Annotated in this window: 15 protein-coding genes; 11 read left to right on the top strand and 4 right to left on the bottom strand. The window is 72.4% G+C overall.

Annotated elements, in window-relative coordinates:
• Positions 1–1,014: a heat-inducible transcriptional repressor HrcA gene (gene hrcA / locus G011_RS0101440; RefSeq protein ID WP_013151753.1), complete on the bottom strand. Its 1,014-nt coding sequence runs from the start codon at positions 1,012–1,014 to the stop codon at positions 1–3.
• A gap of 181 nt (positions 1,015–1,195) precedes the next feature.
• On the opposite strand from hrcA, the gene G011_RS0101435 reads away from it, so the two are divergent.
• From G011_RS0101435 to G011_RS0101425, 3 genes are all read left to right on the top strand, one after another.
• Positions 1,196–2,035 carry a DUF3097 domain-containing protein gene (locus tag G011_RS0101435; protein WP_026337909.1) on the top strand — a complete coding sequence of 280 codons (840 nt, stop codon included), beginning with the start codon at positions 1,196–1,198 and terminating at the stop codon, positions 2,033–2,035.
• A 1,107-nt stretch (positions 2,036–3,142) separates the two neighbouring features.
• Positions 3,143–3,472 (top strand): DUF4870 domain-containing protein, encoded by a 330-nt coding sequence (locus tag G011_RS0101430; protein WP_036552136.1) that lies wholly within the window; start codon positions 3,143–3,145, stop codon positions 3,470–3,472.
• A 47-nt stretch (positions 3,473–3,519) separates the two neighbouring features.
• Entirely contained in the window at positions 3,520–4,155 is a 636-nt protein-coding gene (locus G011_RS0101425) for a DUF4870 domain-containing protein (protein ID WP_026337907.1), read from the top strand.
• Positions 4,156–4,233: 78 nt separating this feature from the next.
• On the opposite strand, the gene hemW is transcribed toward G011_RS0101425, so the two are convergent.
• Positions 4,234–5,466, bottom strand: a complete 1,233-nt coding sequence (gene hemW / locus G011_RS0101420; RefSeq protein ID WP_019606897.1) for a radical SAM family heme chaperone HemW — start codon at positions 5,464–5,466, stop codon at positions 4,234–4,236.
• A 192-nt stretch (positions 5,467–5,658) separates the two neighbouring features.
• Positions 5,659–6,732, bottom strand: a complete 1,074-nt coding sequence (locus G011_RS0101415) for a LacI family DNA-binding transcriptional regulator (RefSeq protein WP_026337906.1) — start codon at positions 6,730–6,732, stop codon at positions 5,659–5,661.
• 96 nt (positions 6,733–6,828) lie between these two features.
• On the opposite strand from G011_RS0101415, the gene G011_RS0101410 reads away from it, so the two are divergent.
• From G011_RS0101410 to G011_RS0101390, 4 genes are all read left to right on the top strand, one after another.
• A complete protein-coding gene (locus tag G011_RS0101410; protein ID WP_019606895.1) occupies positions 6,829–8,430 on the top strand; it encodes a glycoside hydrolase family 13 protein in 1,602 nt (533 codons plus the stop codon).
• A 688-nt stretch (positions 8,431–9,118) separates the two neighbouring features.
• A complete protein-coding gene (locus G011_RS0101400; protein WP_019606894.1) occupies positions 9,119–10,363 on the top strand; it encodes a maltose ABC transporter substrate-binding protein in 1,245 nt (414 codons plus the stop codon).
• Between the two features lie 2 nt (positions 10,364–10,365).
• A complete protein-coding gene (locus tag G011_RS0101395) occupies positions 10,366–11,973 on the top strand; it encodes an ABC transporter permease subunit (protein ID WP_019606893.1) in 1,608 nt (535 codons plus the stop codon).
• A complete protein-coding gene (locus G011_RS0101390) occupies positions 11,973–12,878 on the top strand; it encodes a sugar ABC transporter permease (RefSeq protein ID WP_019606892.1) in 906 nt (301 codons plus the stop codon). Before G011_RS0101395 ends, G011_RS0101390 begins: the two co-directional genes overlap by 1 nt.
• Before the next feature lie 94 nt (positions 12,879–12,972).
• Here the strand turns inward: G011_RS0101390 and lepA are convergent, their stop codons facing one another.
• Positions 12,973–14,814 (bottom strand): translation elongation factor 4, encoded by a 1,842-nt coding sequence (gene lepA / locus G011_RS0101385; RefSeq protein ID WP_026337905.1) that lies wholly within the window; start codon positions 14,812–14,814, stop codon positions 12,973–12,975.
• Positions 14,815–15,107: 293 nt separating this feature from the next.
• On the opposite strand from lepA, the gene G011_RS0101380 reads away from it, so the two are divergent.
• The 4 genes from G011_RS0101380 to G011_RS0101365 all read left to right on the top strand — a co-directional run bounded on the left by G011_RS0101380 (position 15,108) and on the right by G011_RS0101365 (position 20,940).
• Complete coding sequence (locus G011_RS0101380; RefSeq protein ID WP_026337904.1) at positions 15,108–16,082, top strand: hypothetical protein; 975 nt, start codon at positions 15,108–15,110, stop codon at positions 16,080–16,082.
• Between the two features lie 337 nt (positions 16,083–16,419).
• Positions 16,420–16,689: a 30S ribosomal protein S20 gene (gene rpsT / locus G011_RS0101375; RefSeq protein ID WP_019606889.1), complete on the top strand. Its 270-nt coding sequence runs from the start codon at positions 16,420–16,422 to the stop codon at positions 16,687–16,689.
• 939 nt (positions 16,690–17,628) lie between these two features.
• Positions 17,629–18,588: a ComEA family DNA-binding protein gene (locus tag G011_RS0101370; protein WP_019606888.1), complete on the top strand. Its 960-nt coding sequence runs from the start codon at positions 17,629–17,631 to the stop codon at positions 18,586–18,588.
• 6 nt (positions 18,589–18,594) lie between these two features.
• Positions 18,595–20,940, top strand: coding sequence for a ComEC/Rec2 family competence protein (locus G011_RS0101365; protein ID WP_019606887.1), 2,346 nt, complete (start codon positions 18,595–18,597; stop codon positions 20,938–20,940).
• The last annotated feature ends 167 nt before the right edge of the window (positions 20,941–21,107 follow it).

Below are 21,107 nucleotides of genomic sequence, written 5' to 3'. Positions count from 1 at the left end.
TTACTGTCCTGCCAAAATCTGTCCGACATAGCGAGCCACGGCGCGTACTGCTCCCATCGTCCCCGGATAGTCCATCCGGGTGGGTCCCACCACACCGATCTTGGCGAGCGACTGGTTTCCCACACCGTAGTCCGCCGACACGATGGAGGTGGACCTCAGGCCCTCGTGGAAGTTCTCCGCGCCGATGCGCACCGTGAGCATCGACGGGTCCTTGGCCTCTCCCAGCAAACGGATGAGGACCATGTTCTCTTCCAGTGCCTCCAGGACGTCCCTGAGGCTGGCGGCGAAGTCGACGGCGGCGAGGTTGGCCGTCCCCGCGAGGACGATCTTCTCCTCGTGCCGCTCGACGAGGCTCTCCAGCAGGACGGAGAGGACCGACACCGCCATCTGGCGGTGTTCGGGCGCCACCTGCGGAGGCAGGTCCTCCACCGCGTCGGGCACGTCGCCGAGGTGGCGTCCGGCGATGGCCCGGTTCAACATCGCGCGCAGGTCGTTGACGGCGGCCTCGTGGACCTCTCCCAGGCCGTCGATGACGCGCTGCTCGACCCGGCCCGTGTTGGTGATCACGACCATCATGATCCGCTGCCCCCCGAGGGGGACCAGTTCCACGTGCTGCACCGACGAGCGGGTCAGCGACGGGTACTGGACGATCGCGACCTGGCGGGTGAGCTGCGCGAGGAGCCGCACGGTCCGGGCGACGATCTCGTCGAGGTCCACGGCGCCGGTGAGGAATGACTCGATGGCGCGCCGCTCCGCGCTGGAGAGCGGTTTGACCGAGGAGAGCCGGTCGACGAAGAGCCGGTACCCCTTGTCCGTGGGAACGCGTCCGGCACTGGTGTGCGGCTGCGCGATGTAGCCGTCCTCCTCGAGGGCGACCATGTCGTTGCGGATGGTCGCCGGGGAGACTCCGAGCCGGTGCCGGTCGGCCAGGGCCTTGGAACCCACGGGCTCGTTGGTGTTGACGAAGTCCTCGACGACGGCACGCAGGACCGCGAGCTTGCGCTCATCCAGCACTCGCCACCTCCTGGCACTCCATGGTCCTCAGTGCTAAGTCTATGCCCGGCCGCAAACCCTGACGGTTACCCGCGGGTGGTGAAGCCGCGGCGCGGCCGTGTCACCCCTGCTCCCGCCGGGAACGCGGCACGCGCCGCGGCCGACGGGGCGCCGGCGCGCGCCACCAGTAGACTGCACGACCGTGGCTACCAAGGGAACCGGCCGTTACGGCCGCGACGTGCTCGCCGGGGACTGGCGCCGCCCGAAGAAGAAGGCGGTCCGCGAGGTGCCCCTGGAGAGGGAACTGGTCGTGGAGGACGCCGAGGAGGCGTTCTGCGGGGCGGTGATGGCCTGGGACAAGGCCACCGTCACGTTGGAGGACCGGCACGGCCGCCGCCGCGTGTTCGACCTCGCCCCCGCCGCGTTCCTGGTCGACGGCGAGCCGGTGACCCTCGTGCGCCCCTCCACCGCTCCACGGGGGCCGCTGCGCAGCGCCTCCGGGTCGGTGGCGGTACCGGGCGCGCGGGCGCGCACGGCCCGGGAGAGCCGGATCTACGTGGAGGGCGTCCACGACGCCGAGCTGGTGGAGAAGGTCTGGGGCCACGACCTGCGCGTGGAGGGGGTGGCCGTCGAGTTCCTGGAGGGGGTCGACGACCTGCCCTCGATCGTGGCGGAGTTCTCACCCGGGCCCGGCAGGAGGCTGGGCGTCCTGGTGGATCACCTGGTACCGGGATCCAAGGAGACGCGGATCGCCGAGCGGGTGCGCGGCGAGCACGTGCTGGTGGCCGGGCACCCCTACGTCGACGTCTGGCAGGCGGTGCGGCCGGGTTCCGTGGGGATCGGGGCATGGCCCGAGGTGCCGCGCGGCGTCCCCTGGAAGGAGGGGGTCGTGAGCGCCCTGGGCTGGCGGATGGAGACGGGAGAGGCGTGGCGCCGGATCCTGGGGTCGGTCCGTACCTATGCTGATCTGGAGCCGGCTCTGCTCGGCCGGGTGGAGGAACTGATCGACTTCGTCACCGGGCCGCACCCGGACGCTCCCTAGCGAGCGCTGCGCGCGGGAGGAGCGGTAGGACCTAGGATTTGACCTGGGCGAGGCGCCGGTCCCCGTGTCCGGTGCCGAGGCCGCCCGCCTCCGGCCCGCGCGGTCGTCGGTACAGCACGGTAGTACAGAACCTCCCTCTCATCAGCGGAGCCAAGGAAGAGCATGAGCCAGACCCCGACGAACCCCCCGCCCCCGGAGGATCCCCACCGGGGACAGCAGCAGGAGCACGGGCAGGACGGTCAGCAGGAGTACGGACAGCGGCCCCCGCAGCCGGAAGCCGGCCAGCAGCCCGCCTACGGACAGCCGTCCGGGGCGCAGCCGCCCTACGCTCCGCAGCCCGACCAGGACCACGGCCAGCAGCCCTCGGGCGCGCAGCCCGCCTACGGCCAGCCCTCCGGCGCGCAGTCCCCGTACGCCCCGCAGCCCGGGCAGGGCTACCAGGGCTACGGCCAGGCCCCGGGGGCGCAGCCCGACTTCGCACCGCCCCCCGGCGCCCCGTCGCCGTACGCGCCCCAGCCCGGTCAGGGCCAGCCCGCCTACGGTCAGCCCTCGGGCGCGCAGTCGCCGTACGCCCCGCAGTTCGAGCAGGGGCAGCAGGGCTACGGCCAGGCCTCGGGAGCCCAGCCCGGCTACGCCCCGCAACCCGAATACGGTCAGCAGCCCTACGCCCAGCCCCAGCAGGGCGAGTACGGCCAGCCCCCGGCCGGACAGCAGCAGCCCGGTTTCGCACCGCCGGAAGGCACCCCCGAGCAGCCCGGCTACGGGCAGCAGACGGCCTACGGCCAGACCCCGGGGGCGCAGCCCGCCTACGGTCAGCCCTCCGGCGCCCAGTCCCCGTACGCACCGCAGCCCGACCAGGGACAGCAGGGCTACGCCCAGGCACCGGGAGCGCAGCCCTCCGGCGCCCAGCCCGGCTACGCCCCGCAGCCCGAGTACGGTCAGCAGCCCTACGGCCAGCCCCAACAGCCCCAGCAGGGGGTCTACGGCCAGCCCACTCCGAGCCAGCAGCAGCCCTACCCGGGCGCGCCCGCGGCGTACGGGCAGCCGGGCGTTCCGGGCCAGCCCCAGCAGGGCGCGCCGGGCGGCGACAACAGCACGCTCGTGGCCATGCTCGCCCACCTGTCGGGCTTCGTGGTCGCCTGCCTGGGCTGGATCCCGCCGCTGGCCATCTACTTCGCCAAGCGCAACCAGTCGCCGTTCGTCCGCCACCACGCGGCCGAGGCGGCCAACTTCCAGCTCACCCTGCTGATCCCCTACCTCTTCGCGTGGGTGGCCTTCATCGGCCTGGGTATCTTCTTCCCAGAGCTGTCCTGGATCGGATCCCTCCTGGTCGCCCTGATCTGGGTCGTCGCTATCGTGTTCGGCGTCCTGGGCGCCAACGGCGCCAACAAGGGGACGTGGTACCGCTACCCGGTGAGCATCCGCCTGTTGAAGTGATCCGCTCCCGCACGCAGTCCGAGCGCATCCGCACGAAGGAACCCAACATGTCCTATCCCAGCAACCCTCCCGAGGGCCCCTACGGCCAGGGCCAGCAGCCCGGCCAGGACTCCGGCGGTTACCCCTCCCAGCACGGTTACCCCACCGGTGGCCAGCCCGGCTACCAGCAGGGCGGCTATCCGCTCCCGCCCGGCCAGCCCGGGTACCAGGAGCAGTCCGGCGGATATCCGGGCCAGCCCGGTGGCTACCCCGGCCAGCCCGGGTACGAGCAGACCGGCGGCTACCAGTCCCACTACCAGCAGGGCGGTTACGGCCAGCCCCCGCACGGCGCCTACGGCCCCTCCTCGGCCACGACCGGCCAGCCCAGTCCGGACGAGCGCCAGATGGCGATGTTCGCCCACGTGGGCGGCGGCGTCATCGGCTGGCTCGTGCCGCTGATCATCTTCTTCGTCAAGAAGGACGAGTCGCCGTTCGTCCGCAACCAGGCCGCGCAGGCGCTGAACTTCCAGCTCCTGATCCTGATCGGCTACCTGATCTCCAGCGTCCTGATGATCGTCATCATCGGGTTCCTGACCTGGTTCATCTGCTGGATCGCGGCCGTCGCCCTCGGCATCATCGGCGGTGTGGCCGCCAACCGGGGCGAGTGGTACCGCTACCCGTTCAACGTCAGCTGGATCAAGTAGTCCGGCGCTTCGGCGGACGCGAGGGGGCCCGGCCGTCGGCCGGGCCCCCTCGCCGTGTCCGGCCCCGGCCGGAGGGGCTCAGGTGAGGTCGCGCACCACGGCGTCGGCGAGCAGGCGCCCGCGCAGGGTGAGGGCCGCGCGGCCCTCCTCGTGGGCGTCCGCGTCCAGCAGGCCCTCGGCGACGGCCCGCTTGGCCGCGTCGCGGCCGTGCGGTTCGAGCAGGTCCAGCGGGCACCCGCCCTCCACACGCAGTTCCAGCAGGACGCGTTCGAAGCGGCGCTCCTCCTCGGTGAGCACCTCGCGGGCCAGGCCCGGGCTGTGCCCGGCGGCCAGGCGGGCGGCGTAGGCGGCCGGGTGCTTGACGTTCCACCAGCGGGTGCCGCCCACGTGGCTGTGCGCGCCCGGGCCCACGCCCCACCAGTGGCCGCCGGTCCAGTACAGGAGGTTGTGCCTGCTGCGGCCCTGCTCGGTGCGCGCCCAGTTGGACACCTCGTAGGCGCTGAACCCGGCCGCGGTGAGGACCTCCTCGGCCATGAGGTAGCGGTCGGCCATCGTGTCGTCGTCGGGCTCGGCGAGTTCGCCCCGGCGCACGCGGGCGGCCAGGCGGGTGCCCTCCTCGACGATGAGGGAGTAGGCCGAGACGTGGTCGGGTCCGGCGGAGACCGCGGCCTCCAGGGAGGCCCGCCAGTCCTCGTCGCCCTCCCCGGGAGTGCCGTAGATCAGGTCGAGGTTGACGTGCTCGAACCCTGCCCGCCGCGCCCACTCCACGCACTGCTCGGGGCGTCCGGGCGTGTGGCCGCGCTCCAGCACCCGCAGCACGTGCTCGCGGGCGCTCTGCATACCGAAGGACACACGGGTGAACCCGGCCTCGCGCAGCCGCGCGAGGTAGTCGGGGGTGACCGTCTCGGGGTTGGCCTCGGTGGTCAGCTCGGCGTCGGGCGTGAACCCGAAGCGCTCGCGCACGGCGGTGACGACGCGGCCCAGGTCCTCGGCCGACAGCAGGGTGGGCGTACCTCCGCCGACGAACAGCGTGCTGACCGGCGGGCGCTCCCCCGTCAGGACCCGGTCGGCCAGCGCGACCTCCGCGATCGCCTGGTCGGCGTAGGTCTCGCGGGAGGCGGTGGCGGTGCCGTCGCGGGAGACCAGTTCCTCGGCCGTGTAGGTGTTGAAGTCGCAGTAACCGCAGCGGGTGACGCAGAAGGGCACGTGGACGTAGAACCCGAGGGGCCGCCCGCCGAGTTCGGCGAGGGACGGCCCGGGCAGTTCGCCGGTGCTCGGTACGGGATCGCCGTCGAGGGCAACGGAAGGCATACCTCCAGTGTCGCCGACCGGCCGGTGTGCCCTGGTCCCCCGCGTCGGGCACGCGGGGGCTCGGGTACGGCGGTGCGGGATCGGAGGCGGGGAAGCGGGGGGTTACGGGATCGGGGAGCAGGGATCGGGAGATCGGGACGGGACGCGGGGTGTGGGGATCAGGCGGGGAGGGCTGTGGGGAGGACGGCCCGGTCAGACCCGGGGGCGCTCCGCCCGGGCGTGCGCGGGGGCGGCGTCGACCCGGGTGAGGGGGGCGGGGTTCCTGGTGGGGGCGATGGCGGTGGAGCCGCGGACGACCAGCTCGGGGTCGAAGACGTACTCGGTGTGGGAGACGGGGTGTCCGGCGATCTCGTCGCACAGGGCGCGCACGGCGGCCAGCGCCATGGCGTTGACCGGCTGCCGGACGGTGGTCAGCGGGGGGTCGGTGAAGGCGATGAGCTGGGAGTCGTCGAAGCCGACCACCGAGAAGTCCCGGGGGACGCTCAGGCCGCGCTGGCGGGCGGCCCGGATGGCGCCCAGGGCCATCATGTCCGAGCCGCAGACCATCGCGGTGACGCCGCGTTCGATCAGCCGGGTGGCGGCGGCGTGGCCGCCCTCCACGCCGAACAGCGACAGCTCCACGAGGTCCTCGCCGTCCAGGCCGTGCTGCGCCAGGGCCCGGTGGTACCCGTCGAGCTTGCGGCGGACCGGAACGTAGCGCTCGGGGCCGCTGGTGAACCCGATGCGGGTGTGGCCGAGGGCGACCAGGTGGTTGACGGCCAGGTGCCCGGCCTCCCGGTCGTCGCAGGAGATGAAGGCGGCGGGGATGGCGTCGGCGTACCCGTTGACCAGCACGATCGGGAGTCTGCGCGAGACCAGGGCGTGATAGCGCTCGTGGGGGGCGGTGGTGTCGGCGTGGCGCCCGGAGACGAAGAGGATGCCGGAGACGTTGCGCTCCAGCAGCAGCTCCACGTACTCGTCCTCCGTTATCCCGCCGGGGGTCTGGGTGCACAGCACCGGCGTGTACCCGCGCTGGGCGAGCGCCCCCTCGGCCGCCTGGGCGAACATCGGGAAGACGGGGTTCTCCAGTTCGGGTATGACCATGCCGACCAGTCCGGCGGAGCGCTGCCGCAGCCGGGCGGGGCGCTCGTAGCCGAGGACGTCCAGCGCCGTCAGGACGGCCTTGCGGGTGTCGCTGCCGACGCCCGGCTTGTCGTTGAGCACCCGCGAGACGGTGGCCTCGCTGACGCCTGCGTGCCGCGCGATGTCGGCAAGTCGTGGACCCATGGGCGCAACTCTAGTCGAGATCGTCGTCACACGGCCGAAAATTGGCGGTAATCTTGCGCAAGAAATTGCACTCGTCACAGGGAAGGACCCCCGCTGATGGAGCCTCAGTCGCACTGGTGGCGTGACGCGGCGATCTACCAGATCTACGTCCGCAGCTTCGCCGACTCCAACGGTGACGGTGAGGGCGACCTCGCCGGTATCCGCGAGCGCCTCCCCCACCTGGCCGAACTCGGCGTGGACGCGATCTGGCTGACGCCGTTCTACGTCTCCCCCCTCGCCGACGGCGGTTACGACGTCGCCGACTACCGCGACGTCGATCCCCGTTTCGGGACCCTGGAGGACTTCGACGCCCTCCTGGAGACCGCCCACGGGATGGGCATCCGCCTGATCATCGACGTGGTGCCCAACCACTCCTCCTCCGCCCACCGGTGGTTCAAGGAGGCCGCGGCCGCCGAGCCGGGCGAGCACGCCCGCTCGCGGTACGTCTTCCGGGACGGCAGGGGACCCGACGGGGAGGAGCCGCCGAACAACTGGAAGTCGATCTTCGGCGGCCCGGCCTGGACCCGCCTCAAGCGGCCCGACGGCACCCCCGAGCAGTGGTACCTGCACCTGTTCGACCCCGAGCAGCCCGACTTCGACTGGACCAACCAGGAGGTGCACGACGAGTTCGACGACGTGCTGCGCTTCTGGCTGGACCGGGGCGTGGACGGGTTCCGCATCGACGTCGCGCACGGCATGGTCAAGGACCCGGCGATGCCCGACATCGCCGAGGACGCCAAGGCCGACATGCTCGACGGCAGCACCTCGCTGCCCTACTTCGACCAGGACGGCGTGCACGAGATCTACCGCCGCTGGGCGCGGATCGCCGCCGAGTACCCGGGCGACCGCGCCCTGGTGGCCGAGGCGTGGGTGGAGGACGCCCAGCGGGTGGCCCGCTACCTGCGCCCGGACGAACTGCACCAGGCGTTCAACTTCGAGTACCTGACCGCGCCGTGGGACGCCGGGCGCCTGCGCGAGGTCATCGACGTGTCCCTGGCCGCCAACACCGCGGTGGGCGCGACCACCACGTGGGTGCTGTCCAACCACGACGTGACCCGCCACGTGACCCGCTTCGGCGGCGGTGAGCAGGGGCTGCGCCGTGCGCGCGCGGCGACGCTGCTGATGCTGGGCCTGCCGGGTTCGGTGTACCTGTACCAGGGCGAGGAGCTGGGACTGCCCGAGGTCACCGACCTGCCCGAGGACTCGCTGCAGGACCCGACCTGGGAGCGTTCGGGCCGCACCGACCGCGGCCGGGACGGCTGCCGGGTGCCGCTGCCGTGGGGCGGCGACCAGGCGCCGTACGGGTTCGGCCCCGAGGGCAGCGTTCCGTGGCTGCCGATGCCCGAGGGCTGGGGCGCCCTGTCGCGCGCCGCCCAGCGCGGGGTGGAGGGCTCCACGCTGGAGCTGTACACGAAGGCGCTGCGCCTGCGCCGGGAGCTGGACGCGCTCGGCGACGGCTCGATGGCCTGGCTGGACGCGCCCGGCGGCGTGCTGTACTTCGAGCGCGAGCCGGGTGTGCGCGTCGCGGTGAACCTCACCGGGGAGGCCGTGGAGCTGGCGGCCGACGGCGAGGTGCTCGTGGCCAGCGGTCCGGTCGGCGCGCCCGCCGGAGGCACCCTGACGCTGCCCGCCGAGACGGCGGTGTGGCTGCGCGGCTGAAGGGCTGCGCGGCTGAAGGGCTGAGCGACTGAGCCCGCGCGTGCGGTGCCGGACACGGGGTCCGGCACCGCACGCGGTGCGGGCCGGTGCCGGTCAGCACCGTCCTGCTGGCGCGGGGATCTCCTTCGGCAAGCTCGCTGGGCGAACGTGCTCCCAGCCGACCCCCGCCTCCCAGCACTGACCGTTGTCGCCCGTGCCCACCACGACCGCCCGCTCCCCAGGGGCTGGCGTGGAACCCGCGCGCTTTACCGGTGCCAGGCCGAGGTCGCCTTGAAGGCCCACCCCCTGCGGCGCACCACCAAGCCCACGCCCTACGGATGCCTGGACGCCGTCACCGACACGCTCCACCCCTGACCGCCTGCGGCGCGCCTCCACAGGAGGCTCCCCCGCCAGCACTCTGTGGCGGGCCGGACCCGAACCGGGTTCGAGTGGTCCGCGGTGGCGTGTTCAATGGTGTTACGAAATCGCTGCCCATCACAGGATCTATCAGCGAACGGTCACCGCACCGCTACCCAGAGCACGATGTCACGCGCCCGTTTCCGTGGCGTTTCCACATCTTTATGCGGGAGATCCGCAAACTCTTTCAAAGCTTGCAAGTTATTGCTAGCGTCACATCACCACGCATGCCCTCGACGGCCGGAACGCATGCGCGACCCTCCTCAGCACGGCCTCCCGGAAGGAAGACAGCATGAGATTCCGCAGCGCACGAGCGGTCACGGGCATCGCCGCGATCGCACTGATGGCGACCGCGTGCAGTGGCGGCGGCGACGAGGGCGGGGAGGCCGCCGCCGAGGGCAGCCTCGTCATCTGGTCCGACCCCGAGCGCGCCGACGCCATCAAGGCGGCCGCCCAGGAGTTCGCCGAGGCCAACGGCATCGAGGTCGAGGTCCAGGGCCTGACCTTCGGCGACATCCAGGGCGACGTGCTCAACGCCCACCAGGCCGGAAACGCCCCCGACGTCTTCATCGGCGCCCACGACTGGACGGGCAACCTCGTGCGCAACGGCGCCGTCCAGCCCATCGAGCTGCCCCAGGACCGCGCCTCCGGCCTGGACGAGACCTCGTTGCAGGCCCTCAACTACGACGGCCAGCTCTTCGGTGTTCCCTACTCCCAGGAGAACATCTTCCTCATGCGCAACACCGACCTGGCGCCGGCCGCCCCCGCGACCTTCGAGGAGATGGTCGAGGTCGGCACCGAGCTCAAGGACTCCGGTGAGACCAGCGAGGTCCTGTCCATGGCCGTGGGCCAGGAGGGCGACCCCTACCGGATGAACGCCCTGTTCACCTCCGCGGGCGGCTACCTCTTCGGCCAGGACGAGGAGGGCAACTGGGACCCGACCGACCTGGGCGTGGGCACCGACGAGTCCATCGCGGCCATGGAGAAGGTCGCCGAGTACGGCGAGGCCGGGGAGGGCGTGCTGCGCCGCTCCATCACCCTGGAGAACGACGCCTCCCTGTTCTACGAGGGCGAGGCCCCCTTCTTCGTCGCGGGCCCGTGGAACGTCGCCGACGCCAACGAGGCGGGCGTCAACTACGAGATCAGCCCCATCCCCGGCTTCGAGGGCGAGGAGCCCGCCAGCCCCTACATCGGCTACCAGGCGTTCTTCGTCACCGAGGGCAGCGCCAACAGCGCCCTGGCCCAGGAGTTCGTGACCAACTACGTCACCGACACCGACTTCGTCCTCAGCCTCTACGAGGCCGACCCCCGCATGCCGGTGCAGACCGAGGCCCTGGAGAGCGTCTCGGCCGACGACCCCACCATCGCCGCGATCTCCGAGGCCGGGGCCGAGGGCATGCCGATGCCCTCCATCCCGGAGATGGGCGAGACGTGGGAGCCGCTGGGCATCGCCCAGGCCGCCGTCATCGCCGGTGAGGACGTGCGCGAGGCCATGGAGGCCGCCCACGAAACGATCGCCTCGCAGATCGGCGAGTAGCGGTGGCGTCCAAGAAGACAGCGGGCGCTCCCTCACCGGGGGCGCCCGCCCGCACGCCCCTGCCGGGCGGCCGGTTCGCCGGGAACGGTTCACTGGCCGGGCAGCTCGTCAAGATCGCCCTGCTGGGCCTGTTCACCGCCCTGGGCGTGTGGGCGGTGCTGCCCCTGTACGTGGCGGGCAACTGGTGGGGCATCGGCCTGGTCGTGGCCGTGGTCGGCCTCGTCTACTGGGTCTACCTGTCCAAGCGCGCCGTCCCGGTCAAGTACCTGGTCCCGGGCGTGCTGTTCCTGCTCACCTTCCAGATCCTGCCGGTGCTCTACACGATGAGCACCTCGGTGACCAACCTCAGCGACGGCCACCGGGGCGACAAGGAACAGGCCATCGCCTCCATCGAGGCCTACTCGGTGAGCAGCCCGGACGGGGCCGAGGAGTACACCCTGACCGTGGCGGTCACCGGCTCGCCCGAGACCGGTGAGCTGGTCTTCCTGCTCACCGACCCCGAGGGCCGGGCCTACGCCGGAACCGAGGAGGGGCTCACCGAGCTCGACGGCGCGACCGTGGAGCCCTCGGGCAAGGTCACCGAGGCCTTCGGGTACACGATCCTGTCCCCCACCCAGGTCAACGCGCGCAGCGACGAGCTCCAGGCGTTCGCGGTGCCCACCGGCAGCGGCACGGGCATCCGCTCCAGCGGCCTGTCCACCGCCTTCGAGGGGACCGCGACCCGTGCCTACGACGCCGGGTGCGACTGCGTCACCGACGCCGAGACCGGGATCGTCTACCACGCGGACAACGAGCGCGGCGCGTTCTACAACGAGGACGGGGAGCGGCTCGCCCAGGGCTGGCAGGTCGGCGTGGGCTTCGACAACTTCGCCCGCTTCCTGTTCAACCCGACCTTCGCGTCGTCGTTCTTCAGCATCCTGGTGTGGAACATCGCCTTCGCCGCCTCCGTCACCTTCCTGGTGTTCGTGGTGGGTCTGGCGATCGCGCTCACCCTGCACGTGCCCAGGCTGCGCGGCAGGGTCGTGTACCGGATCCTGGTGGTCCTGCCGTACGCGATGAGCTCGCTGGCGATGTTCCTGCTGTGGCGGGACATGTTCAACACCGACTTCGGCCTGTTCAACCGGGTGCTCGGCCTGGAGGTGGACTGGCTGGGCGACGCGTGGTCGGCCCGGGCGGCGGTGATCCTGGCCAACGTCTGGCTGGGCTACCCGTACATGTTCCTGGTGGCCACGGGAGCCCTCCAGGCCGTTCCGCGCGAGCTGGGCCAGGCGGCACAGATCGACGGCGCGGGCCCCTGGCAGGCCTTCCGCAACGTCACCCTGCCGCTCCTGATGGTGGCGATGACGCCGATCCTGGTCTCGACGTTCGCGTTCAACTTCAACAACTTCAACGCGGTGTGGCTGATCACCCAGGGCGGCCCCTTCTCCCCGGAGAGCCCGACGGCCGGGGCCACGGACCTGCTCATCACCTACACCTACCGTCTCGCCTTCAACGAGGCCACCGCCCAGTACGGGTACGCGGCGGCGTTGTCGGTGATGATCTTCCTGATCGTGTCGGTGATGTCGGTGGTCAGCCTCAGCAGGAGCAAGGCCCTCAAGGAGGTGGACTGATGGCGGTCGCAACCCCGGACGCGGTACGCGCCCCCCACCGGCGCGGTACCGGAGTCCGTCTGGGCCTGTGGGTCCGCAGGTACGGCTGGCGCCACGTGGTGATGCTGGTGGTCGTGGCGTTCGCGCTCTTCCCGGTGCTGTTCGTGGTGTCGGCGGCGCTCAACCCGCTGGGCACGCTGTCCAGCGCGCAGCTGTGGCCGACCGGGGCCAGTCTGGACAACGCCGTCGACCTGTTCAGCAACACGCCGTTCACCACCTGGTACGCGAACTCGCTGTTCTTCGCCTTCACCAACGCCGCCGTGACGGTGCTGCTGTCGGCGCTGGCCGCGTACGCGTTCAGCCGCATGCGCTTCCGGGGCCGCCGGGTGGGGCTGATCGGGCTGCTGGTGATCCAGATGTTCCCGCAGTTCCTGGCGATCGTGGCGATCTACCTGATGTTCTCCACGATCGGCGAGTACTACCCGGCGATCGGCTTCGACACCCGGTGGGGGCTGCTGCTGGTCTACCTGGGCGGCGCGCTGAGCATCAACACGTGGCTGATGAAGGGCTTCTTCGACACCGTGCCGAAGGAGCTGGACGAGTCGGCGCAGATGGACGGAGCCTCGCACGCGCAGGTGTTCTTCCGGATCATGCTGCCGCTGGTCACGCCGGTGCTGGCGATCGTGGGCCTGCTGGTGTTCATCTCCACCATCAACGAGTTCCTGATGGCGAGCGTGTTCCTGCGCGACACCGACGCCAAGACGCTGGGCCTGGGGCTGTACCAGCTGGTGGCCTCGCAGCGCAACGCGAACTTCGGGATGTTCGCGGTGGGCGCCATCATGCTGTCCCTGCCCACCCTGGCGGTGTTCTGGTTCCTCCAGCGCTACATCACCGAGGGCCTGACCGCGGGAGCGGTCAAGGGCTGAGGCGGTACCGAGGAGAACGCGGAAGGGGGCGCCCCGGCTCGGGGCGCCCCCTTCCGCTTCCCCTGCGTGCGAGCACGTGAGGGCGGGGCTGCTACTACTTCTTCTTCTTGTCGTCGGAGCCGCCGGTGTCGGTGGACAGCGCGGAGATGAAGGCCTCCTGGGGCACCTCGACCCGGCCGACCATCTTCATCCGCTTCTTGCCCTCCTTCTGCTTCTCCAGCAGCTTGCGCTTACGGCTGATGTCGCCGCCGTAGCACTTGGAGAGCACGTCCTTGCGGATGGCGCGGATGTTCTCGCGGGCGATCACCCGGGCGCCGATGGCGGCCTGGATGGGCACCTCGAACTGCTGCCGGGGGATGAGCTCGCGCAGCTTCTTGGTCATCTCCACGCCGTAGGCGTAGGCCTTGTCCTTGTGCACGATGGCGGAGAAGGCGTCGACGGCCTCTCCCTGGAGCAGGATGTCCACCTTGACCAGGTCGGAGGCCTTCTCCCCGGTGGGCTCGTAGTCCAGTGACGCGTAGCCCTTGGTGCGGGACTTGAGGTGGTCGAAGAAGTCGAAGACGATCTCGGCCAGGGGCAGCGTGTAGCGCATCTCCACGCGGTCCTCGGACAGGTAGTCCATGCCCTGGAGGTCGCCGCGCCGCTCCTGGCACAGCTCCATGATCTGGCCGATGTGGTCGGCGGGGCTGAGCACGGTGGCCTTGACCATCGGCTCGTAGATGGAGTCGATCTTCCCGGCGGGGAACTCGCTGGGGTTGGTCACCACGTGCTCGGTGCCGTCCTCCATGTCCACCCGGTAGATGACGTTGGGCGCGGTGGAGATGAGGTCGAGGTTGAACTCGCGCTCCAGGCGGGCCCTGGTGATCTCCAGGTGCAGCAGGCCCAGGAAGCCGCAGCGGAAGCCGAAGCCCAGGGCGGCGGAGGTCTCCGGTTCGAAGACCAGGGCGGCGTCGTTGAGCTGGAGCTTCTCCAGGGCGTCGCGCAGCACCGGGTAGTCGGTGCCCTCGATCGGGTACAGGCCCGAGAACACCATGGGCTTGGGCTCGCGGTACCCGGACAGCATCTCGGTCGCGGGCCGGTTGAGGGCGGTGATGGTGTCACCGACCTTGGACTGGCGCACGTCCTTGACGCCGGTGATGATGTAGCCGACCTCTCCCACCCCCAGCCCGTCGCACTTGGTGGGCTCGGGCGAGCTGACGCCGATCTCCAGGATCTCGTGCGAGGCGCGGGTGGACATCATCTGGATGCGCTCGCGCGGGCTGAGCTTGCCGTCGATGACCCGGACGTAGGTGACCACGCCGCGGTAGGTGTCGTACACCGAGTCGAAGATCATCGCGCGGGCCGGGGCGTCGGCGTCGCCGACGGGCTGCGGGATCTGGTTGACGATCTCGTTGAGGAGCTCCTCGACGCCCTCGCCCGTCTTGGCGCTGACCCTGAGCACGTCGGAGGGCTCGCAGCCGATGATCCCGGCCAGCTCCTCGGCGTACTTCTCCGGCTGCGCGGCCGGGAGGTCGATCTTGTTGAGCACCGGGATGATGGTGAGGTCGTTCTCCAGGGCCATGTACAGGTTGGCCAGGGTCTGCGCCTCGATGCCCTGCGCGGCGTCCACCAGCAGGACGGCGCCCTCGCAGGCGGCCAGGGAGCGCGAGACCTCGTAGGTGAAGTCGACGTGCCCGGGGGTGTCGATGAGGTCGAGCGTGTAGGTCTTGTCGTCGACGGCGGTGAAGGGGATGCGCACCGCCTGCGACTTGATGGTGATGCCGCGCTCGCGTTCGATGTCCATGCGGTCCAGGTACTGGGCGCGCATCTGGCGGTCCTCGACGACACCGGTGATCTGGAGCATCCGGTCGGCCAGCGTCGACTTGCCATGGTCGATGTGCGCGATGATGCAGAAGTTGCGGATCAGCGCGGGATCGGTCCAGTTCGGCTGTGCCACCGTGCTCCGTTCACAGGTCGGGTCCGGGTCGTGTGCGCCTCGCGGCGGTGTCGCCCCGCCGCGGCGGAGGCCGACGGCGTCGTCCATCATCCCACGGCGGCCGGGTGCCCTCTCTCGGTGACGGCAGCGGCCCGTGCGGCAGTATGGGGCGCGGGCGCGGGTCTGGTGTCCAGATTATGTGACCCGGGACCGGGAACGGGCCGTACCGGCAGGCACCGGGCGCGCGCCGCCGCCGTTGAGGGCGGCGGCGGGCGGGGAGCGCCCGCGGTCGGGGACGTGGGAGGAGCGGGCGGTTGAAGTGGCTGTTGACACGGTTGCTGGCGGGTGTGGCCGCGATCGCGGTCGTGGTGGCTGGCGCGGGGGCCCTGCTGGCCTTCCAGTTCTCGGGTGAACCGGCGCCGTGGGCGGTCTCCCGGGGCTCCGACGCGGCCTGGGTGGGCTCCTGGGAGGACACCGGTCCCCTGGCGCGGGTGCTCGACACCGGCGGGGTGGACACGGTGTACGTGTACGCGGGCGAGATCGACGCCGAGGGCGCGGTCGAGCGGGTGCAGGACACCGGTTCCCTGCTGTCCTGGCTGGAGCGGGAGTACCCCGGCGTGCGCGCGCTGGCGTGGCTGCGGCACGTGGAGAGGGGGTCCTCGCTGCTGCGGGACCGGCTCGACGAACAGGCCCGCGCGGCGCTCGCCCCGGCGGTCGCCGAGGTGTCCGCGGACGGGTTCGCGGGCGTGCACCTGGAGATCCGCCCGGTGACCGTCAACGACCCGTCGATCCCCACGCTCATGTCGATGGTGCGCGAGGAGCTGGGCGAGGAACCCGTGTTGTCGGTGCAGGCCCACCACGTGGAGCTGGTGCCGGGCGGTCGGGTGCCCTCCTTCGTCATGGAGCGCGAGGAGAGGTACTGGTCCAAGGGCTACCTGGACCGGGCGACCGAGCACGCCGACGAGGTCGTGCTGCCGGGCGTGGGGGCGGGAATGCCCGGCGACGCGCTGTACGGCGGGTTCATGGTGCGGCAGGTGACGGAGGCGGTGACCGCCCTGCGCGCGCGTGAGGGCGTGGCGGTGCGGTTCGGGCTGCCCACGTACGGCGGTGGCGGGTGGGCGCCGGAGGAGGCGGACGAGTCGTTGGCGACCGCGCTGGAGGCCGTCCGGCTGGGCGTGACCGAGGCCGATCCGCCGGAGGGGATGACCCTGGGGGTGGCCTTCTACCTGGGGGACGAGGCGACCGAGGAGGACGTGACGGCCTACACGGAGGGGTGGCTGCTGTCCTGAGCGGCGTTCGCCGAAGACCCGTGGACGGGGCGGTGGAGTCGTCGCCGCCGCTCCGCGCGCATGCCGCACGGGACCGCCACGGTGCGTGGAAGAGCCCCCGGAAACGTCCTCCCGACATCGTCACGGGGTTCCGTGGGGGCAGGTGGTGCCTGAGCGGTACCCCGTGTGAGGCATACTGGAAGTCCGTGTCTCGGACTTCCACATTGGCCTCGGGCCCTGTGGACTCACACACCCTGCGTCGGCGCCCACGCCGGCCCCTCGCGGAACGGCTGCCCGCGGGTCGGGCCGCCTGGTCCGGTCGGCGCGATGACCAAGATCAACTGGAGCACGTTTTCGCATGGCGAACATCAAGTCGCAGAAGAAGCGCATTCGGCAGAACGAGAAGGCTCGTGTCCGCAACCAGGCGGTGCGCTCCTCGCTGAAGACGGCCGTCCGCAAGTTCCGTGAGGCTGCCGAGGCCGGGGACGTCGAGAAGGCCGCCGTCGCCCAGCGCGCCGCCGCTCGCGCGCTGGACAAGGCCACCAGCAAGGGCGTCATCCACCAGAACCAGGCCGCGAACCGCAAGAGCGCGATCGCCAAGCGTCTGCACTCCCTGCAGTCCGCCTGAGACTGAGGCTCGACCCGGCCCGGTGCGCACGCACCGGGCCGGGTTTTTTCGTACGCCGGGCGATGCCGCCCACCGCCGTCCGCGCAGGTCGAGGAGGCCCGGACGGGAGTTGTCCACAGCTTGGAATCGGCTGCTGACACAGCGTTTCCGGCTTCCTAACGTGGTCTTATGACTGTTCAGCGCCGCAACGGGCGCCACTCCCCCTCGACCGACCAGCAGGACCGACTCCGCGCGCTCACCCTGGACGCCTCACCGGCCGCCCGGCGCCTGCGCGCGCGTATCCCCCGCTCACACGCGCAGCCCGCGCCGCCTCCCCGTGGCGTTCCGGCGATCCCGAGCGCGCCGTACGCGGTGGCCGGGACGCACGCCCCGTACCGCTCGGAGGGCACGGGCCGCTCCGAGGCCGCGCCCCGCCGAGGTCCGGCCACCGGCCCTCAGCGGCCGGACGCCCACGAGGGCGCCGTGACCTGGTCTCCGAGCCCGGGGCAGCGGGGCGGGAACGCCTCCGGTGACCGCCCGGGCCGGAGGCGGGCCAGGCCGGACTCCCCGGGGACGACCGTCCCCGGGGAAGAAGGCCGGTTCCCGGCCAGGCCCGCCCCGGGTCCGGCTGGCGGGCGTCGGACCCCGGGAAGCGCCGGGGCCGATACCCATCGGCCTCCGGACACGCAGCCCGCTCCCGGCACGGGTCCCGTGCCCTCGAAGGCCTGGCCCGAGCGCCACCCCGACGACCTGCTCGGCGTGACAGCTCCCCCTCGTTCCTCCCCGAGCAGCTCTCCGGCCGTGCGGGGTCCGTCCGAGGAGAGCCGGACTGGAGAGGCGGCGGTACCCGGCCCGCGGCCCCCGGGAGAGCACCGGACCGGACAGGCGGCCTTGCCCGGCCCATGGACCTCGGAAGGGAACCGGAACGGGAAGGCCACGGCGACCGCACCACGGCCCTCCATGGCGAACCGGAACGGGAAGGCGGCCGTGCCCGCACCGCGGCCCTCCTGGGAGAACCGGGGTGCAAGGACCGCAGGGCCCGTCGAGCGGGACACCGGGGAGGACCCGGGCCTCGGGACCGCCCTGTCCTCCCGTCGTGCCGGCGCGTCGGAGGGCGCACCCGGTCCGGAGCCGTGGCCCGACCCGGCAGAAGGGCGGCACCGGCGCCCGGAACGCCCGCCGTCGGGGTACGCGGAGTTCGACCCCGAGCCGTCCGGCTCGCTCCTGGAACGGCTGGCCCTGCGATGGCCGCCACGGGCGGCGCTGTCCCGGCGGGCGGTGATCGTCCTGGCCGTGCTGGGCGCCCTGGCCGTCGTGCTGGTGCTGACGCTGTACCACCGGCCGACCACGGTGCCCGCACCCGAGATGGTCACCCGTGCCGCGCCCGCGCCCGTACCCGCGGCGGAGGGCGACGGCGCTCAGTCCCCCGCGCTGGAGGCGGGGGCGCAGGCCGGGGACGCGGACGCCGGAGCGGCCGGGGACGCGGTGCCGAAGGACGACCTCGTGGTGCACGTGGGCGGTGAGGTGTCCGACCCCGGGCTGTACACGCTCCCGTCGGGGTCGCGGGTGGCCGACGCCGTGGAGGAGGCCGGTGGCGCGCTGCCCGACGCCGACCTCGACCTGCTCAACCTGGCCCGTCCGCTGGTGGACGGTGAACAGGTCCTGGTGGGCGTCCCCGTGCCCGCGGGCGCGGGCGTCACCGGAAGCGGTTCCCAGGGGACCGGAGGGCTGGTGGACATCAACCGGGCGGACCGGGCCCTGCTGGAGACCCTGCCCGGGATCGGCGCGGTGATCGCCGACAACATCGTCTCCTACCGCGAGGAGCACGGCCCCTTCCGGAGCGTCGACGACCTGCTCAACGTGGACCGGATCGGCGACAAGATCCTCGCCGACCTCCAACCCCACGTGACGGTGGGGTGAGCGGCGGTGACGACATGGCTGGGGACGGACGCCTACGGGCTGGACGAGCCGCCCGACCTGCGCCTGCTGGCGCCCGCGGCGACGGCCTGGCTGGCCGCGCTGGCGGCGCTCTCCGTCCCGCCGTGGGCCGCCTGGTCCCTGGCCGGGGTCGCGGGGGCCGGTGCGGCGGTGGTGCTCCTGGCGGCGGCGCGTCCGCCGCTGGAGGCGGTAGCGCTCACCGCCGCGGCGTCGCTGGCCTGTGTGGCCACGGTGGCGGCGGTGGCCGGTGTGCAGGTGCACCGGGTGGAGCGGAGCGCGGCCGGGGAGGCGGCGGAGCAGGGGCGCGAGGCGGAGTTCGAGGCGGTGGTGACGTCCGATCCGCGCCCGCGGTCGGGGACTCCCCGGCCGGGCAGGGCGGACTGGGTGATCGACGCCCGTACCGCGTGGGTGCGGTCCGGGGGGACCGAGCGGGTGTCCGTGGCGCCGGTGGTGGTCCTGGCCTCGGAGGAGGACTGGCGCGAACTGCTGCCCGGGCAGAGCTTCCGGGCGCGGGGCGTCTTCCTCGGCACGGAGGACGATCCCCTCACCGCCGCCCTGGTCCTGGTGCGCGGACCGCCGGAGGAGGTGGGGCGGCCCGGCGGTCTGCAGAGCTTCGCCGGTCTGGTGCGGGAGCGGCTGCGGGAGGCCTCCTCGGGACTGTCCCAGCCCGAGGCCGGGCTCCTTCCCGCGCTGATCGTCGGCGACGCGTCCGGGGTGCCGCCGGAGACCGCCGAGGACTTCCGGGAGACCGGGATGACGCACCTGCTGACCGTCTCGGGAGCCAACCTGGCGGTGCTGACCGGCTTCGTGCTGGCGCTCACCCGGCTGCTGCGGGCGCCCCCGTGGTGCTCGGTGGCGGGCGGCGCGGCGGTGATCTGGGTGTTCGTCCTGGTGTGCCGCCCGGAGCCGAGCGTGGTGCGCGCGGCGTTCATGGGGTCGCTGGGTCTGCTGGCGCTGGCCACGGGGCGCGCCCACGCGGGGCTCGGCGCGCTGGCCGTCACGGTGGTCGGGGTGCTGTTCGTCGCGCCGGGGCTGGCCGCCTCCTTCGGGTTCGCGCTGTCGGTGCTGGCGACCGCGGGGATCCTGCTGCTGGTGCCGCCGTGGACGCGGGCGTGGTCGGCACGTCTGCCGCGTCCGGTGGCGGAGGCGTTGGCGGTGGCCCTGGCCGCGCAGGTGGCGGTCTCGCCCGTGCTGGTCCTGCTCTCGGGCGAGCTGTCGTGGATCGCGGTTCCGGCCAACGTACTGGCCGCTCCGGTGGTCGCGGCGGTGACGGTGGCGGGGACGGCGGTGGCGGCCCTGGCGGTGGTGTGGCCGGGGGCGGCGGCGGTGGCCGCGCACCTGCCCGGGCTGGGGGTGTCGTGGATCGCGGCGGTGGCCGGTGCGGGCGCGCGGGTACCGCACGGCGCACTGGCGTGGCGGTCGGACCTGGTGGGAGGGCTGGTCCTGGCCGTCGTGCTGGCGGCGCTGGTGTTCACGCACGGGCCGTTGCGCCGTGTCGTGGCCGCCGTGGTGGCGGCCGTGCTGCTGCTGGCCCTGGCCGCGCGGTGCGTGCCGGGCGGATGGCCGCCCCCGGGGTGGGCCCTGGTGGCGTGCGACGTGGGCCAGGGCACCGCGTTCGTGCTGTCGGCGGGCCCGGGCTCGGCGGTGGTCGCCGACACCGGCGAGGACCCGGACCGGGTGGACGACTGCCTGGGGCGGCTGGGGGTGCGCGAGGTCGCGCTGCTGATCCTGAGCCACGACCACGCCGACCACGTGGACGGAACGCCCGGGGTGCTGCGGCATCGGAGCGTGGGGGCCGCTCTGGCGCCGCCGGGGTTCGGGGAGAGCGCCACGGGGCGGCTGCTGGCCGGGGCCGGGGTGCGGTTGTTGGAGGCGGCGCGGGGTCAGCGGCTGCGGGTGGGGCCGTGGCTGCTGCGCGTGCTGTGGCCCGAGCCCGGCTTCACGGGTTCGGTGAACGACTCCTCGGTGGTGGTCCGGGCGGACGGGACGGCGCTGACGGTGCTGCTGACCGGCGACATCGAGGAGGAGGCGCAGAGAAGGCTGCTGGAGGGACCGGACGCCGACCTGTTGCGGGTGACCGTGCTGGCCGTGCCCCACCACGGGGCGGGGAGCCAGGAACCGGCCTTCCTGGAGGCCACCGACCCGGTGGTGTCGGTGACCTCGGTGGGCGCGGACAACACCTACGGGCATCCGGCGCCGTTCACGTGGAACATCCTGGAACGGGTGGCGCAGGTGAACCTGCGCACCGACCGGGACGGGGACGTGGCCGTGTTGGACGGCGGCGGTTCCGGGCCCGGGCAGGCCGTGGTGCGCGGGCCCGACCCCGCACGGTAGGAGGCGGCGCCGTGGAAAGCAGCGCGGCGGAGGACAGCACGGTGGGGGTGGGGCCACGGGAGGCGCCGGGTACGGGGCTCACCGGTCACGGGCGGTGCGGGCGAGGGGGCGGTAGCGCGTCCGCCGACCGCGCGACGGGCGCACGGCTGGTCGGTGGGGCGTGGCAT

This window comes from Nocardiopsis sp. CNS-639 (assembly GCF_000381685.1).
GTDB lineage: Bacteria > Actinomycetota > Actinomycetes > Streptosporangiales > Streptosporangiaceae > Nocardiopsis > Nocardiopsis dassonvillei.
The sequence above is the reverse complement of the archived record's forward strand: the minus strand, read 5'-3'. Positions and strand labels throughout refer to the sequence as shown.

Coding starts and splice junctions, on each gene's coding strand:
- G011_RS0101430 (WP_036552136.1), top strand. CDS start 3,143: ATGCTCGCCCACCTGTCGGGCTTCGTGGTCGCCTGCCTGGGCTGGATC.
- G011_RS0101425 (WP_026337907.1), top strand. CDS start 3,520: ATGTCCTATCCCAGCAACCCTCCCGAGGGCCCCTACGGCCAGGGCCAG.
- hemW (WP_019606897.1), bottom strand. CDS start 5,466: ATGCCTTCCGTTGCCCTCGACGGCGATCCCGTACCGAGCACCGGCGAA.
- G011_RS0101415 (WP_026337906.1), bottom strand. CDS start 6,732: ATGGGTCCACGACTTGCCGACATCGCGCGGCACGCAGGCGTCAGCGAG.
- G011_RS0101410 (WP_019606895.1), top strand. CDS start 6,829: ATGGAGCCTCAGTCGCACTGGTGGCGTGACGCGGCGATCTACCAGATC.
- G011_RS0101400 (WP_019606894.1), top strand. CDS start 9,119: ATGAGATTCCGCAGCGCACGAGCGGTCACGGGCATCGCCGCGATCGCA.
- G011_RS0101390 (WP_019606892.1), top strand. CDS start 11,973: ATGGCGGTCGCAACCCCGGACGCGGTACGCGCCCCCCACCGGCGCGGT.
- rpsT (WP_019606889.1), top strand. CDS start 16,420: ATGGCGAACATCAAGTCGCAGAAGAAGCGCATTCGGCAGAACGAGAAG.
- G011_RS0101370 (WP_019606888.1), top strand. CDS start 17,629: ATGGCGAACCGGAACGGGAAGGCGGCCGTGCCCGCACCGCGGCCCTCC.